The sequence below is a fragment of the Streptomyces sp. LN549 genome (genome assembly GCF_043203805.1).
GTDB lineage: Bacteria > Actinomycetota > Actinomycetes > Streptomycetales > Streptomycetaceae > Streptomyces.
Genome location: NZ_JAZHRI010000002.1, coordinates 1,571,469 through 1,585,386 on the forward strand (window position 1 = coordinate 1,571,469; position 13,918 = coordinate 1,585,386).

At 71.3% G+C, this 13,918-nt stretch carries 14 protein-coding genes; 8 read left to right on the forward strand and 6 right to left on the reverse strand.

All coding sequences use genetic code 11. The features are described 5' to 3' along the window. Positions 1–55: 55 nt before the first annotated feature. The 5 genes from SH922_RS06930 to SH922_RS06950 all read left to right on the forward strand — a co-directional run bounded on the left by SH922_RS06930 (position 56) and on the right by SH922_RS06950 (position 5,436). On the forward strand, positions 56–862 hold the full coding sequence (locus tag SH922_RS06930; protein ID WP_393055950.1) for a LysR substrate-binding domain-containing protein: 807 nt from the start codon (positions 56–58) through the stop codon (positions 860–862). Between the two features lie 103 nt (positions 863–965). Beyond that, positions 966–1,478, forward strand: coding sequence for a DinB family protein (locus tag SH922_RS06935; RefSeq protein WP_393055954.1), 513 nt, complete (start codon positions 966–968; stop codon positions 1,476–1,478). Between the two features lie 129 nt (positions 1,479–1,607). Then, entirely contained in the window at positions 1,608–2,105 is a 498-nt protein-coding gene (locus tag SH922_RS06940) for a peptidylprolyl isomerase (protein ID WP_393055957.1), read from the forward strand. 153 nt (positions 2,106–2,258) lie between these two features. Beyond that, positions 2,259–3,002, forward strand: a complete 744-nt coding sequence (locus SH922_RS06945; RefSeq protein WP_393055960.1) for a Clp protease N-terminal domain-containing protein — start codon at positions 2,259–2,261, stop codon at positions 3,000–3,002. A 190-nt stretch (positions 3,003–3,192) separates the two neighbouring features. Continuing rightward, entirely contained in the window at positions 3,193–5,436 is a 2,244-nt protein-coding gene (locus SH922_RS06950) for an MMPL family transporter (RefSeq protein WP_393055963.1), read from the forward strand. Positions 5,437–5,520: 84 nt separating this feature from the next. Here SH922_RS06950 and SH922_RS06955 read toward each other — a convergent pair whose 3' ends face one another. From SH922_RS06955 to SH922_RS06965, 3 genes are all read right to left on the reverse strand, one after another. Further along, entirely contained in the window at positions 5,521–6,096 is a 576-nt protein-coding gene (locus SH922_RS06955; RefSeq protein ID WP_393055966.1) for a histidine phosphatase family protein, read from the reverse strand. Between the two features lie 61 nt (positions 6,097–6,157). Beyond that, entirely contained in the window at positions 6,158–6,589 is a 432-nt protein-coding gene (locus SH922_RS06960) for a GNAT family N-acetyltransferase (RefSeq protein WP_393055970.1), read from the reverse strand. Next, positions 6,586–8,055, reverse strand: coding sequence for a PLP-dependent aminotransferase family protein (locus tag SH922_RS06965; protein ID WP_393055973.1), 1,470 nt, complete (start codon positions 8,053–8,055; stop codon positions 6,586–6,588). Before SH922_RS06965 ends, SH922_RS06960 begins: the two co-directional genes overlap by 4 nt. Between SH922_RS06965 and SH922_RS06970 the strand changes: the two genes are divergently transcribed. Both SH922_RS06970 and SH922_RS06975 read left to right on the forward strand, forming a co-directional pair. Beyond that, on the forward strand, positions 8,054–9,031 hold the full coding sequence (locus SH922_RS06970) for a DMT family transporter (protein ID WP_393055976.1): 978 nt from the start codon (positions 8,054–8,056) through the stop codon (positions 9,029–9,031). The genes SH922_RS06965 and SH922_RS06970 overlap by 2 nt on opposite strands. Positions 9,032–9,073: 42 nt before the next feature. Beyond that, on the forward strand, positions 9,074–9,295 hold the full coding sequence (locus tag SH922_RS06975; protein WP_393055979.1) for a DUF1918 domain-containing protein: 222 nt from the start codon (positions 9,074–9,076) through the stop codon (positions 9,293–9,295). Between the two features lie 42 nt (positions 9,296–9,337). On the opposite strand, the gene SH922_RS06980 is transcribed toward SH922_RS06975, so the two are convergent. After that, positions 9,338–10,615, reverse strand: coding sequence for a glycoside hydrolase family 10 protein (locus tag SH922_RS06980; protein ID WP_393055982.1), 1,278 nt, complete (start codon positions 10,613–10,615; stop codon positions 9,338–9,340). A gap of 186 nt (positions 10,616–10,801) precedes the next feature. On the opposite strand from SH922_RS06980, the gene SH922_RS06985 reads away from it, so the two are divergent. After that, on the forward strand, positions 10,802–11,662 hold the full coding sequence (locus SH922_RS06985; protein ID WP_393055985.1) for a 3-hydroxybutyryl-CoA dehydrogenase: 861 nt from the start codon (positions 10,802–10,804) through the stop codon (positions 11,660–11,662). Positions 11,663–11,719: 57 nt separating this feature from the next. On the opposite strand, the gene SH922_RS06990 is transcribed toward SH922_RS06985, so the two are convergent. Both SH922_RS06990 and SH922_RS06995 read right to left on the reverse strand, forming a co-directional pair. Continuing rightward, positions 11,720–12,250 carry an NUDIX domain-containing protein gene (locus tag SH922_RS06990; RefSeq protein WP_393055988.1) on the reverse strand — a complete coding sequence of 177 codons (531 nt, stop codon included), beginning with the start codon at positions 12,248–12,250 and terminating at the stop codon, positions 11,720–11,722. Positions 12,251–12,313: 63 nt separating this feature from the next. After that, positions 12,314–13,654 (reverse strand): transcriptional regulator, encoded by a 1,341-nt coding sequence (locus SH922_RS06995; protein ID WP_393055991.1) that lies wholly within the window; start codon positions 13,652–13,654, stop codon positions 12,314–12,316. Positions 13,655–13,918 lie beyond the last annotated feature (264 nt).

Below are 13,918 nucleotides of genomic sequence, written 5' to 3' on the forward strand. Positions count from 1 at the left end.
TCCAAGAGTATCGAGCGTGTGCGCCACCTCTGACCACGACCGGTAACCTGGCGGGGTGACAGGCTCGGAAGTATCCCCTTCGTTCCGGCTCGCGTATGTCCCGGGGGTGACGCCCACCAAGTGGGTGCGTATCTGGAACGAGCGCCTGCCCGACGTCCCCCTGACTCTCGTCGCGGTGCCCGCCGCCGAGGCGCCGGCCCTGCTGCGCGACGGCGGCGCCGACGCGGGCTTCGTCCGGTTGCCGGTCGACGGCCCGGATCTCAGCGCGATCCCGCTCTACACCGAGCAGACCGTCGTCGTGATCCCCAAGGACCACGTGGCGGCGGCGGTCGACGAGGTCTCCCTCGCGGAGCTGGGCGACGACATCGTGCTGCATCCGCTCGACGACACCCTCGGCTGGGAGGAGCTCCCCGGCAAACCCGCGATCGAGCGCCCGGCCACGACGGCGGACGCCGTCGAGCTGGTGGCGGCGGGAGTGGGTGTCCTCGTCGTCCCGCAATCGCTCGCCCGACTGCACCACCGCAAGGACCTCACCTACCGTCCGCTGTCGGACGCGCCCGAGTCGCGGATCGCGTTGTCCTGGCCCGAGGACAGGACCACCGACCTGGTGGAGGACTTCATCGGGATCGTCCGCGGACGGACCGTGAACAGCTCTCGGGGCCGCAGCACGGCGCCCGCGGAGCCGAAGCCGAAGTCGAAACGCACCGAGAGCGGCGGTACGCGGCGCAAGCCCGCGGCGGGTGCGTCCGCGGGGAAGAACCCGCGGGGCGGCTCCGGTGGCGCGAAGGGGACGAAGGGTGGCGCGCGCGGTGCCAAGGGTGCGTCGGGCGCCAAGCGCGGCAAGCCCCGCCGCCGGCCGTAGGACGGAGCGGCCGACGCCCGGCCGTGATCATGGCGGCCCGGCTGTCGGACCCGTTCGGTAGACCCGGTTGTCAGACCCGACTGTCCTGGCAGCATCGGTGATCATGACGAGCACCGAACGCCCCATGCCGCCCCTGAACGCCGACGAGCACACCAACATGGCCGCCTGGCTCGATTTCTACCGGGCCACCGTGGCGGTGAAATGTGCGGGCCTCACCGACGAGCAGGTGCGCCACGCCTCCGTACCCCCGTCGTCGCTGACCTTGATGGGACTGGTCCAGCACCTGACGGAGGTCGAGCGGAACTGGTTCCGCCGGGTACTGACCGGCGAGGACCTCCCGCCCGCCGACGGGACACCGGCAGGCCCCGGCGGCCACGACGGAGGGTTCGAGCTCTCCGGCGGCCGGACCTTCGCGGGAGCCTGCGCCGGCTGGCAGGAGGAGATCGCCGTGTCCCGGGCCAACTGCGCCGCCCGGTCGCTGGAGGACACGGCCCCCTTCATGGGCGGCGAGGTGAGCCTGCGGTGGATCTACACCCACATGATCGGTGAGTACGCCCGCCACAGCGGCCACGCCGACCTGCTGCGGGAGCGGATCGACGGCAGCACGGGGGTGTGACGGAGCGGGCGCGACCGGGCCGGGGGCTTTGGCGGAGTGTCCACCACATGCCCCTGGCCGGTCACCCGTGAGCGGTGTTTGGACGCGCCCGCCCGTCGGAGCCACGGGAGCAGATGTCAGGATGGTTCCATGACGAGCAAGGTTTACTTCGACATCACCATCAACGACGAGCCCGCCGGGCGGATCGTCTTCAACCTGTACGACGACGTCGTTCCCAAGACCGCGGACAACTTCCGCCAGCTGGCCACCGGCGAGCACGGCTACGGCTACAAGGGTTCGTCCTTCCACCGGGTCATCCCCGAGTTCATGCTGCAGGGCGGCGACTTCACCCGCGGCGACGGCACGGGCGGCAAGAGCATCTACGGCGCGAAGTTCGACGACGAGAACTTCAAGCTGGCGCACACCAAGCCCGGCCTCCTCTCCATGGCGAACAGCGGCCCGAACTCCAACGGCTCGCAGTTCTTCATCACGACCATCGTGACCTCGTGGCTGGACGGCAAGCACGTGGTCTTCGGCGAGGTCGCCGACCAGGAGAGCATGGACCTGGTCACGAAGATCGAGGGCCTCGGCTCGCAGAGTGGTCGCACCAAGGCGAAGGTCACCATCGCCGACTCCGGGACCCTCTGACCCCGGATCGCTCGCAGACCAGCGCACCGGACGCGCCGGCCGACGACACCGTCGGCCGGCGCGTTCTGTCGTGCCGGGGCGGCGCCGCGCCCCGGACGCGATCACTGTCAACCGACAGTTGACACCGTCGTACTGTCAACCTACCGTTGACACATGACGAATCCCGTGGGCATGACGAATCCCGTCCGTCTCGACGACCTCATCGCAGCCATCAAGAAGGTCCACCCCGACGCCCTCGACCAGCTTCAGGACGCCGTCATCGCGGCGGACCACCTCGGCGACGTTGCCGACCACCTGATCGGCCACTTCGTGGACCAGGCGCGGCGTTCCGGTGCGTCCTGGACGGACATCGGCAAGAGTATGGGCGTGACCCGGCAGGCAGCCCAGAAGCGGTTCGTGGCCAAGGACCCCGGCGAGCTGTCCGAGCTCGACCCCAGCCAGGGCTTCAGCCGCTTCACCCCGCGCGCGAAGAACGTGGTGATGGCCGCACAGAACGAGGCCCGCGCCGCGGGCAACGCCGAGATCGGCACCGAGCACATCGTGCTGGGGCTGCTCAGCGAGCCGGAGGCACTCGCCGGGGCGTTCATCAAGGCGCAGGGCGTGGCCCTGGACACCGTCCGCCAGGCCGCCGAACAGGCACTGCCGGCAGCTGCGGAGGGCGAGCTGCCCGAGCTCATCCCGTACAACGCCGCTGCGCGCAAGGCCCTGGAGCTCACCTTCCGGGAGGCTCTGCGGATGGGGCACAACTACATCGGCACGGAGCACATCCTGCTGGCCCTGCTGGAGCACGAGGACGGTGCCGGGCTGCTGACCGGCCTCGGGCTCGACAAGGCGACGGCGGAGACCGCCATCACCGAGGCACTCACGCTCATCGTCGGCGCGCAGCAGAAGGGCTGACCGCCCCCGGACGCCCTCCGGCGCACGGCGGCCCCGGCCTGCCGCCACTACCGGCCGTGCGGCGGAACGGGCAGACCGGCGAACGTGTCGCGAGCCACGGTTTCCGTACCCGCCTCTACGTTCTCGAAGTGGACACACGGGACGCGAAGCGCCCCGGCCGAACAGCCCGTCCCCTTCTCCGGAGAGCGCCATGGCCCCGCCCAGCGGCAGCAGTACGTACGCACCACCGGCGCGCAAGGGCGGGGGGTGGCTGCTGCGGCTGGGCGAATGGTGCGCGCGCCACTTCGTCGTGGTGATCGTGCTGTGGGTGGTCGCCCTCGGCGGGCTGCACGCCCTCCAGAGCGCGTTCGGAGGCACGTACTCCGACGACTTCAGCCTGCCCGGCACCCAGTCCAACACCGGCGCCGAGCTGCTGAAGGCGCACGATCCGGCGGCGGGCGGCACCGGGGCGCAGGTGGTCCTGCACGATGCGCAGAAGCCCCTGACCGAGGTGCAGAGCCAGGTCGACCAGGTGGTGGCGAACCTCCAGAAGCTGCCGCACGTCCTGTCCGCCCAGAACCCGCTGCCCTCGTCCTCCTCCGCGACATCCACCTCGTTGTCCAAGGACGGCAAGACCGGGTACATCACCGTGCGGTTCGACGTGAACCCGACCTCGCTGGACGATTCCTATCTCGACCAGGTCGACACGGCGGTGAAGCCGCTGCGATCCGCCGGTGTGGAGGTCGAGTACGGAGGCCCGCTGGGAGAGCTGGCCAGGCCGGAGACCAAGGATCTCACCAGCGAGGCCGTCGGCTTCGCCGTCGCCGTGGTCGTGCTGCTCATCGGGTTCGGCAGCATCATCGCCGCCGGCGTCCCTCTGCTCACCGCGCTGATCAGTGTGATCGTCGGGCTGAGCTGTCTGTCGCTGGTGGCCGCGGCCACCACCTTCGCGAGCGTCTCACCCACGCTCGCCACCATGATCGGACTGGGTGTCGGGATCGACTACGCACTCTTCCTGATCACCCGTCACCGTCAGCTCGTCATGGACGGCGCCGATCCGGTCCGGTCCGCCGGCCGGGCGGTGGCCACGAGCGGACGCGCCGTCCTGGTGTCCGGCTGCACCGTCATCGTCGCGCTGGCCGGTCTGTACGTCTCCCGGGTGAGCTTCATCGGCAAGCTCGGGGCCGCGGCCGCCGTCACCGTGATCACCGCGGTCATCGGCGCGATCACCCTGGTCCCGGCCCTGCTCGGTCTCGTCGGCCGGCGGATCGACCGCTACCGGGTCCGGCCGCCGGTCGCCGAGGGCGGGGCCGGGCCCGGCGCCGAGGCGAAGGGCGGCTGGCACCGCTACGCCCAGCGGGTGGAGCGGCGGCCCTGGTGGTTCCTGCTCGCCGGGCTGGTCGTGGTGGGGGTCCTCGCGATCCCGCTGTTCTCCATCCGTCTCGGGCACATCGACGACGGAGCCGATCCGACGAGCTTCACCGACCGGCGGGCGTTCGACCTGATCTCCACGGGTTTCGGACCCGGCGCGAACGGCCCGTTCACTCTGGTCGTCGATCAGCAGTCGGTGCCGAGCGCCGACCGCTCAGCGCTGGCGAGCAGCCTCCAGAAGGCGCTCACCGACGTCCCCGGCGCGGCCAGCGTCAGCCCGTTGCAGCCCACGGACGACAACGCGCTGCTCGTCGGCACCGCCCTGTCCAAGGAGGCCCCGCAGGACGCGGGCACGACCACGCTCTTCAACCACCTCAAGGACGACGTACTGCCGCAGGGGGTGTCGGGCACCGACGCCTCCGCCTATGTGACCGGGACGACCGCGGCGCAGGAGGACTTCCTCGACATCATCGCCCGCAGGCTTCCCCTGATCATCGCCGTCGTGGTCGGCCTCGCCTTCATCATCATCCTCATCGTGTTCCGCGGCGTCCTCGTCGCGGTCAAGGCGGCCGTCCTCAACCTCCTCTCGATCGCCGCGTCGTACGGGGTGGTGGTGGCGGTCTTCCAGTGGGGCTGGGGCGGACCGTCCCTGGGGGTCTCCGGAACCGTGCCCATCGAGAGCTACGTACCGATGATGATGTTCGCCATCGTCTTCGGCCTGAGCATGGACTACGAGGTGTTCCTGATCGCCCGGGTGCACGAGGCCTGGCTGCGGACCCGGGACAGCAAGGGCGCGGTGGCACACGGGCTGGAGATCACCGCACGGGTGATCACCTGCGCCGCGCTCATCATGGTCAGCGTCTTCGCCGCCTTCGTCATCAGCGACAACATCGTGGTCAAGATGCTCGGGCTCGGACTGGCGGTCAGCGTCCTCGTCGACGCCACCATCGTCCGGCTGCTGCTGGTCCCCGCGGTGATGACGCTGCTGGGCCGGAGCGCATGGTGGATGCCCCGGTGGCTTGACCGGATCCTCCCCCGCATCGACACCGAGGGCGAGTCGGTCCCGCCGTTGCCGTCTCCGTGACGCTCCCGGAAACCCCTCCGGTCACGGCGACACGTACACCGCCTCGGCCGGCTCCGCCTTGCGCGCACCCGGGGGCGGCTGCGGTCAGCGGGACCCCGTTTCCAGGCGGAGGCTCCAGCGGCGGGGCAGGCCGGTGAGCGTGACCGTGGAGAGCGGGCGGACGTCGACGTTCCAGTACGTCGACGGCGGAGCCTTCAGCGCGTAGACGAGGGCGGCCCGGACGACCGCCGGTTCGGCTACGGCGACGATGGAGCCGTCGCAGGCGGGGCGGGTGTCCAGCCAGTTGCCGATCCGGGAGATGAACGCGAGCAGCGGCTCGCCGCCGTGCGGCGCCGAGCGCGGGTCCGCCAGCCAGGCGTCCACGGCGGCCGGCTCGCGCGCGGTGACATCGGCGAGCGTGCAGCCACGCCAGCGCCCCATGTCGCAGTCGCGCAGGTCGGGCTGGACCAACGGCGCGAAGCCGAGCGCCGCCCCGGTGGCGCGGCTGCGGGCGGTCGGCGAGCAGTAACGCAGCTCGGCCGCGCCCAGGGGCACCAGGGCCGGGGCGGCGAACTGGACCTCGTGCCAGCCGGCCTCGTCGAGCGGCCGGTCGTCGTCGAAGCGCTCACCGAGCAGGGAGGAACTGCGTGCCGCGGCGACGAGCGAGACTCGAACACTCATGGGCGCGATCGTGGAGCCGATCGCCGCGCAGGTCAAGAGTGCCGCCGTAAGCGCTTCCGGCTCAGGCGAACCGGAGGCACATCCATTGGTCCGGGTTGTCGAGCGGCCGAAAACCGGCCTTCTCGTACACACCGTGGGCATCGGCCGTGGCGAGCAGGAACCTGCGGACACCGGTCGGGGCGAGGTGGTCGCGGGCCGCCGCGACGAGCCGTCCGCCCAGGCCGTGCCCGCGGGCTGCGGGGTCGACGTACACGTCACAGAGCCAGGCGAACGTCGCGAGATCGGTCACCACCCGGGCGTATCCGGCCTGTTCGCCGGACACGAGGTCGTAGGCACCGAAGTTGAGCGACCCGGCGATGGCGCGATCCTGATGTTCCCGAGTGCGCCCCAAGGCCCAGTAGGTGTCGGTGGAGAGCCAGTTGTGGATCCGGTCAGCGTCCAGCCGGCTGGGGTCGGACGATATCTCGTAACGTTCCTGGGGCGTTCCGGTCATGACCCGACCCTATCGGCCGGGGTGTCGAGCACGCCCTCCCAGGCGGTGCTCAGCCGCCGCACACCCTCGGCGATCTCGGCGAGGCCTGCGACCGCGACAAAGCTCAGCCTGACCTGGGGCGAGGGAGGTTCGGCGCAGAAGTAGGGCCGCCCCGGCGCGATGGCGACACCGCCGCGCAGGGCCGCGGCGACCATGGCGGACTCGTCCGCACCGGCGCCGGAATCGGGCAGACGCACCCAGACGTTGCCGCCGCCCGCGGGGATGTGCGGCAGCGCGAGGCCGGGCAGCTCCTGGCGCAGCGCGGTGATCATGGCGGTGCGGCGGATGCGCAGCTCCGCGGAGACGGAGCGCAGATGACGGCCCCAGGCGGGAGAGCCGACGAGTTCCAGCGCGGCCTCCTGGAGCGGCCGGGGCACGAAGAGGCTGTCGACGACCTGGATGGCCCGCAGCCTCTCCAGGACCGGCCCCCGGGCCGCGAGGGCGCCCACCCGGAAGCTGGGCGAGGTGGCCTTGGTCAGCGAACAGACGTGGACGACGACTCCGTCGGGGTCGTCGGCGGCCAGCGATGCGGGAAGCGGTCCGGCGTCGTCGTGCACGAGGTGGCGGGCGAAGTCGTCCTCGATGACGAACGCCCCCGCCCCGCGGGCGATCCGTACGACCTCGGCACGCCGGCCGTCGGCGAGGACGGCACCCGTCGGGTTCTGGAAGAGGGGCTGGCACACCAGGACACGGGCGCCGGTGGCCCGGAAGGCCGCGTCGAGGAGATCGGGCCGCACACCGTCGGCATCGACGGGGACGGGGACCGGCCGCAGCCCGGCGGCCCGGGCGGCCGCCAGCATGCCGGGGTAGGTGGGCGACTCGACGAGGATGGGCGCGCCGGGCTGGGCCAGCGCCCGCAGCGCGGTGGCCAGGGCGCTCTGGCCGCCCGCGGTGATCAGCACATCCGCCGCGGTGAGCGCGGGGCCGATCTCACGGGCGAACCAGGCGCGCAGTTCGGTGAGCCCGTCGGTGGGCGGCCGGCTCCAGGCACCGGGGCGGCGGCCGGCCCGGGCGAGGGCGGCCGCCATGGCCCGCTCGGGCTGGAGCGAGCTGTGCAGATAGCCGCCGTTGAACTCGACGACCCCCGTGGGTGGCGGCGTCAACGTGACCAGGAGACCGGACGCGTCGACCGTACGGGGCACCACCTCGGGCCCACCGTCGCCGCTGAGCGACACCTCCTGCCAGGAGGTGTCGGCGGGCGGGCGTACACCGGTGGGTGGCTGCGCGCGAAATGCGCCGGAGCCGGGACGGGTGACGACGAGCCCCTCGGCGGCGAGCTGGGCGACGGCCCGCGAGACGGTGACGGGACTGGCCCGGAACCGTTCGACGAGTGCACGACTGGACGGCAGCTTCTCACCAGGTGAGTAGCGGTTCAGTTCACCCCGAAGCACTTCAGCCAACTCGGCGACGCTGTTACGCTCTTGCATGACAGCACAGGATAGCGCTATTACGGGTCCCACAGTAGCGGTTGGTCGGTCGGGGACCGGGCCTGCATCGGGTGGCCCCGCACCTCTCGCGTCCCCCGATTCCCTCCCTGCGAGCCGGAACGGCACCCTGCTCGCCCTGCTCGGAGTGGTCTCCTTCTCGCTGACCTTCCCCTCCACCGCCTGGGGCCTGGAGAGCTTCGGCCCTTGGTCCCTGGTGGCGCTGCGCAGTCTGCTGGCCGCCGCGATCGCGGGCGGTGTGCTGCTCGCGGCCCGGGTGCGGGTGCCGGAGCGGCAGCACTGGGCCGGCCTCGCGGTGGTGGCGGGCGGGGTCGTCGTGGGCTTCCCGCTGCTGACCACGCTGGCGCTGCAGACCTCGACGACCTCGCACGCGGCCGTGGTGGTCGGCCTCCTGCCGCTGACCACCGCGATGTTCTCCTCCGTACGTACCGGATCGCGGCCTCCTCGCGCGTTCTGGATCGCGGCGCTCGCCGGAGCGGCGGTGGTGATCGCCTTCACCGTGCTGCAGAGCGGCGGTGACCTGTCGGCCGGGGACCTCTACCTGTTCTGCGCGCTGCTGGTCTGCGCGGCGGGCTACACCGAGGGAGGCAGACTGGCCAAGGTGATGCCGGGCTGGCAGGTGACCGGCTGGGCTTTGATCCTCACCGTGCCCCTCGCGGCGGCGGGCGCCGCGGTCGCGTTGCCGTACGAGCCGGTGCGGCTGACCGCGCACGGGGTGATCGGACTGGTCTGGGTGTCCGTGGCGTCGACCTTCTTCGGCCTGTACGTCTGGTACCGCGGCATGGCCGAGATCGGCGTCGCCCGGGCCAGCCAGCTTCAGCTCGCGCAACCCCTGCTGACGCTCATCTGGTCGTTCCTGCTGCTCGGCGAGGAGGTCACCCCGGCGGCCCCGGCGGCGGCGGTCGCCGTCCTCGTCTGCATCGCTGTCACTCAGCGCGCCGGAGCCCGCCGGTCATAGACTTGTCGACATGGAACGCCACCCGTGAGGAGGTCACTCCCGATGGAGGCACACACCGGCGACCGGCTGCTGACGCACGGCAGGACCGTGGGGCAGCACGACCGGGTCGCAGAGATCGTCGAAGTGCTCGGGGACGGGGGAACTCCTCCGTACCGCGTCCGCTTCGAGGACGGACATGAACACCTGATCGCCCCCGGCCCCGACAGCGTCGTCCAGCACACGCCCGCCCGGAACCGGGACCAGGGATTACAGGTCAGCCCTTAGAGGCGTCCGGGCCCGCACGAGCGCCGTGCAACCGGCAGCCGGTCAGCGGGGCGGGCGCGCCCGCGAGCGATAGTGGTCGGCCACCACCCGGTCCATCGCGCCGATCCGGTCCGTGACCACGCTCTTCCCCGAGAAGTAGACGTGGCCGCGGACCTGGTCGTACGCGGCGGCGAAGTCGACGTGCCGGGACAGCTCCGCAGGGTCCTGCCAGGCCGCGGACTGGGCCGGGTCCCCCGCCTTGTACAGGGCCTCGCCGATGAAGAGATCCACGCCCGTACCCCGGACCACCTCGCCCCACCAGGGCACCAGTGCCGCGTAGTCGGCGGGAGCGAAGCCGATGTTCCAGTACAACTGCGGGCAGACATGATCGATCCACCCCTTCTTGACCCAGCCGCGGGTGTCGGCGTACAGGTCGTCGTAGGTCTGCACGCCCGCCTCGGTCCGCGAGCCGAGCGGGTCGGTGGAGGCGTTGCGCCACACGCCGAACGGGCTGATGCCGAACCGGACGGTCGGCTTGAGCGCCTTGATCCGCTCCGACATCTCCCGCACCAGCTTGTCGGTGTTGGAGCGCCGCCAGGCAGCCAGGTCCGGAAAGCCCGCGCCGTACGTCGCGTACGCGGCACCGTCCGGGAAGCCCTGGCCGGCCACCGGGTACGGGTAGAAGTAGTCGTCCCAGTGGACGGCGTCGATGTCGTAGCGGCGGACCGCGTCGAGCATCGCGTCCTGGACGAACGCCCGGACCTCGGGCAGTCCGGGGTTGTAGTAGAGCTTCCCGCCGTACGGCACGACCCATTCGGGGTGCAGCCGCGCGGGATGGCGGGCGGACAGGCGGGAGGGATCGGCGTGGTTGGCGACCCGGTACGGGTTGAACCAGGCGTGCAACTCCAGGCCGCGGGCGTGCGCCTCCTGGACGGCCGTGCCCAGCGGATCCCAGCCCGGGTCCTTTCCCTGGACGCCGGTGAGGCACTTGGCCCACGGCTCGTACGGTGAGGGCCACAGCGCGTCGGCGCTGGGGCGGACCTGGAGAATCACCGCGTTCAGCCGTCGGGCGACGGCCTCGTCGAGGTACGCGATCAGCCCGGCCCGCTGCTCCGCGGCCGACAGCCCCGGCTTCGACGGCCAGTCGACGTTCTCGACCGTGGCCACCCACATGCCCCGGAGCTCGCGCCGGAGCACATCGCGGGGCCCGCCCGGCCTGCCCGTACGGTCCCCGTCCCGCGCGGCCGCGGCGGCGTCACCTGCCATTGCCGCCGAGGCCATCACCCCCGCGACCGTCACGGCCGCGCCCGTCACGAACTTCCTTCGGGCCATTTGCCGCATATCACCGCACCTGCCGTTTCCGTCCTAGTCCTCAGCCCCGGAATCCGGGCGTGAAGCCGAGCATGCCCGCCCCGGCCCGCAATCCCCGGTAAGGCGCGGAGTAACGTCGTGGGGTCGTGGTGGAGCCCGGAATCAGACGGAAGCCGCCGAACGGAGAACAGCGAAAGGCACGAGGTGACGGACTCTATGGCCGACATTGCACGCGTCGGAGTGGTGGGCTGTGGCCAGATGGGCGCAGGCATCGCGGAGGTGTGCGCCCGCAGCGGCCTCGACGTCAAGGTGGCCGAAACCACCGGCGAGGCGCTGGAGATCGGCCGCACCCGGCTCCACAACTCCCTCTCGAAGGCCGCCGAACGCGGCAAGATCACCGCTGAGGAGCGCGACGAGACCCTCGGCCGTCTCAGCTTCACCACCGACCTCGGTGAGTTCGCCGACTGCGATCTCGTCATCGAGGCCGTCGTGGAGAACGAGCAGGTCAAGACCGAGATCTTCCAGGTGCTGGACCAGGTGGTGACCCGGCAGGACGCGATCCTCGCCTCCAACACCTCCTCGATCCCGCTGGTGAAGCTGGCCGTCGCGACCTCCCGCCCGGACCAGGTCATCGGCATCCACTTCTTCAACCCGGCCCCGGTGCAGAAGCTCGTCGAGCTGATCCCGGCACTGACCACGTCGGACGAGACGATCAAGCGCGCCGAGGCCATGGTGCAGGACATACTGGGCAAGCACCCGATCCGCGCCCAGGACCGTTCCGGTTTCGTCGTCAACGCGCTGCTGATCCCGTATCTGCTCTCCGCGATCCGGATGTTCGAGTCGGGCATCGCCAGCCGCGAGGACATCGACAACGGCATGGAGATGGGTTGCGCCCACCCGATGGGCCCGCTCAAGCTCGCCGACCTGATCGGCCTCGACACGGTGGCCTCGGTCGCCGACTCGATGTACGCCGAGTACAAGGAGCCGCTGTACGCCGCTCCCCCGCTGCTCCAGCGCATGGTGGACGCGGGCCGGCTCGGCCGCAAGACCGGTTCCGGGTTCTACCCGTACGCCTGATCCCGCTCGCACTCGCGTGCGAGGGGCCGTCGGCCCCTCGCACGTCGGCGGCCCGGTTCAGCCCAGCCGTAAGTGGTGCAGCATCATCAGCCCGGCGGCCATCCCCGCGGCCGGGACCTCGCCGCGGGCGATCATGTCGGGCACCAGCTTGAGCGGTACCCACTCACGGCGCGATGACTCGAAGTCGTCGACGGGGTGACCGGTCCAGCCGGCCTCCTCGCCCCAGTAGAAGTGGTGCCGGGCGTCGGTGAGCCCGTTCGACGTCTCCACGGTCAGCAGGGGGTGCAGCGGGCCGGGGCGCCAGCCGGTCTCCTCCTCCATCTCCCGGGCGGCCGCGGCGGCCGGCTGCTCGCCCTCCTCCACCACCCCGGCTGCGAGCTCCCAGCCCCAGCTGTCGGTGATGAACCGGTGCCGCCAGAGCAGCAGGACCTCATTCGCCTCGTTGACGACCGTGGCCGCCGCGACGGCACGGAGCCGGATCACGAAGTGGTCGAGGTGGTGACCGTCGGGGAGTTCGACATCCGCCAGATTGACCCGGAACCAGCGGTTCTCGTACACAGTCTGTTCGTTCAGATTCGTCCACTGCACAGTTCTGCCACCTTCTGACTAGTAGGTGGCCATATCGCAGCAGACCTCGAGTCACAGCGGTACTCACAGCGGTACGCGCAGCGCACCGTCGACGAGATCGGCGGCCCGTTCCGCCTCGGCGCTGCCGCTCGCGATCAGGTGTCCGCGCACGGCCCGCAGCCGGTCGCGCAGCCGCTGCGACTCCATGCCCCTGGCGCGCTCCGCCATTTCCGCCGCCGTGACCGCGGCCCGGTCGGCCTCGCCCTGCCGCAGCTCGATCGTGGTCAGCATCGCCAGCCGGTGGACCCGGCCCCGGTCGTGCGCGGGGGTCCGCACCGCGGCTGCGGCGTGCTCCCTGGCCGCCGGCAGGTCCCCGAGACCGAGCAGGGCCTCCGCCACCTGTACGTCGACCAGACCCGGCTGTACGTACCCCGTCTCGTCCGGCTCCTGGCCCGGCCGGATCCGTTCGGCCTCGGACTCGGCACGCCCGATGCATCTCAACGCGCCCGGTCCGTCGCCGAGATGGGCGTACGCCTTGGCCTGCATCGCATGGAGGTCGGCCGCCAGTGCGGGGGTGATGTCGCGTCCGGCGGCCCGCAGCGCCGCCTCGGCGAAGGCGACGGACTGCCGGTACTCGGCAAGGAACAGTGACTGGTTCACCAGCAGGGCGATCACATAGCCGCCGAGCCCCCGGTCCCCGCTCGCCTTGGCCAGCCGCAGCGCCTGGTGGAAATAGCGCTGGGCGAGCCCGTGTGCGTCGGAGTCGTACGCGCAGATGCCCGCCACAGCCACCAGAGCACCCGTAGCGCGGTGCAGTTGACGCCCCATCGCGTCGCTGTAGCCGCCGCGCAGCAACGGGGCGGTCTCGCTGTTGAGGAAGCCGACGATGCGCGCACGCGTCGCGATTCCGCCCGCCTTGCGGTACATCAGTTCGTAGTGGGCGCGAGCGGCCCGCAGGGTTGCTATGTCGGCCGGACCGACCCGGTGCGGGCCGGAACGGGACACGTCGGCGTCCTCCGGCGGGTTCTCCCACTCCCAGACAGGCATCACCGCGGTCGTTCCCGTGACGGCCGGGGCGGCGACGACATGCGGGCGCTGCTGTTCGTCGGAGCGCCACACGGCGGTGGCCCGCTCGACGAAACCGGTGAGCGAGGAACCCTGCACGGGCGTGTGGCCTCCGCGGGCCGCCAGACCGATGTCGTCGAGCGAGACGGCCCTGCGCAGCCGGTTCCCCAGCACTTCGCAGATCAGGTCGGGCGTCTGACCGCGGGGCCGCTGGCCCTTCAGCCAGCGGGCGACGGCGGTGTGTTCGTAGCGCAGCCCCAGCCCCCGGGCGCGGCCGGCCTGGTTCACATGTGCGGCGAGCCCGGCCCGGGAGAAGCCCGCCTCGTCGATCAGAGCCTCTAGCAGAGTATTGGGCTCCATTGCCCCCATTGCCCCCTCCGAAGGGTCGGCACGCCAGGACGTGTCGCCCCAGTGGAGCACGATTCACACGGGGTGTGAACGGAATGCCCGAACCGTCCCGCTGCGCACGCTGTCGCACCGGTCCGCGGATCGCTTGAATGAGTCCCTCGCAAGAGGCGGCCGGGTCGTCTGCTCCCCCTCGTACAGCACGACGACCCGCACCCGCGCCGTCCGCTCTGCCGACCTGCCCGACACTCCGCGGCAGCGCGGACGGCGCCGGATCGC

What these genes read in the sequence shown, in the direction of transcription:
- SH922_RS06935 (WP_393055954.1), top strand. Translation starts at nt 966, where the DNA reads ATGACGAGCACCGAACGCCCCATGCCGCCCCTGAACGCCGACGAGCAC.
- SH922_RS06940 (WP_393055957.1), top strand. Translation starts at nt 1,608, where the DNA reads ATGACGAGCAAGGTTTACTTCGACATCACCATCAACGACGAGCCCGCC.
- SH922_RS06945 (WP_393055960.1), top strand. Translation starts at nt 2,259, where the DNA reads ATGACGAATCCCGTGGGCATGACGAATCCCGTCCGTCTCGACGACCTC.
- SH922_RS06950 (WP_393055963.1), top strand. Translation starts at nt 3,193, where the DNA reads ATGGCCCCGCCCAGCGGCAGCAGTACGTACGCACCACCGGCGCGCAAG.
- SH922_RS06955 (WP_393055966.1), bottom strand. Translation starts at nt 6,096, where the DNA reads ATGAGTGTTCGAGTCTCGCTCGTCGCCGCGGCACGCAGTTCCTCCCTG.
- SH922_RS06960 (WP_393055970.1), bottom strand. Translation starts at nt 6,589, where the DNA reads ATGACCGGAACGCCCCAGGAACGTTACGAGATATCGTCCGACCCCAGC.
- SH922_RS06970 (WP_393055976.1), top strand. Translation starts at nt 8,054, where the DNA reads ATGACAGCACAGGATAGCGCTATTACGGGTCCCACAGTAGCGGTTGGT.
- SH922_RS06965 (WP_393055973.1), bottom strand. Translation starts at nt 8,055, where the DNA reads ATGCAAGAGCGTAACAGCGTCGCCGAGTTGGCTGAAGTGCTTCGGGGT.
- SH922_RS06975 (WP_393055979.1), top strand. Translation starts at nt 9,074, where the DNA reads ATGGAGGCACACACCGGCGACCGGCTGCTGACGCACGGCAGGACCGTG.
- SH922_RS06980 (WP_393055982.1), bottom strand. Translation starts at nt 10,615, where the DNA reads ATGCGGCAAATGGCCCGAAGGAAGTTCGTGACGGGCGCGGCCGTGACG.
- SH922_RS06985 (WP_393055985.1), top strand. Translation starts at nt 10,802, where the DNA reads ATGGCCGACATTGCACGCGTCGGAGTGGTGGGCTGTGGCCAGATGGGC.
- SH922_RS06995 (WP_393055991.1), bottom strand. Translation starts at nt 13,654, where the DNA reads ATGGAGCCCAATACTCTGCTAGAGGCTCTGATCGACGAGGCGGGCTTC.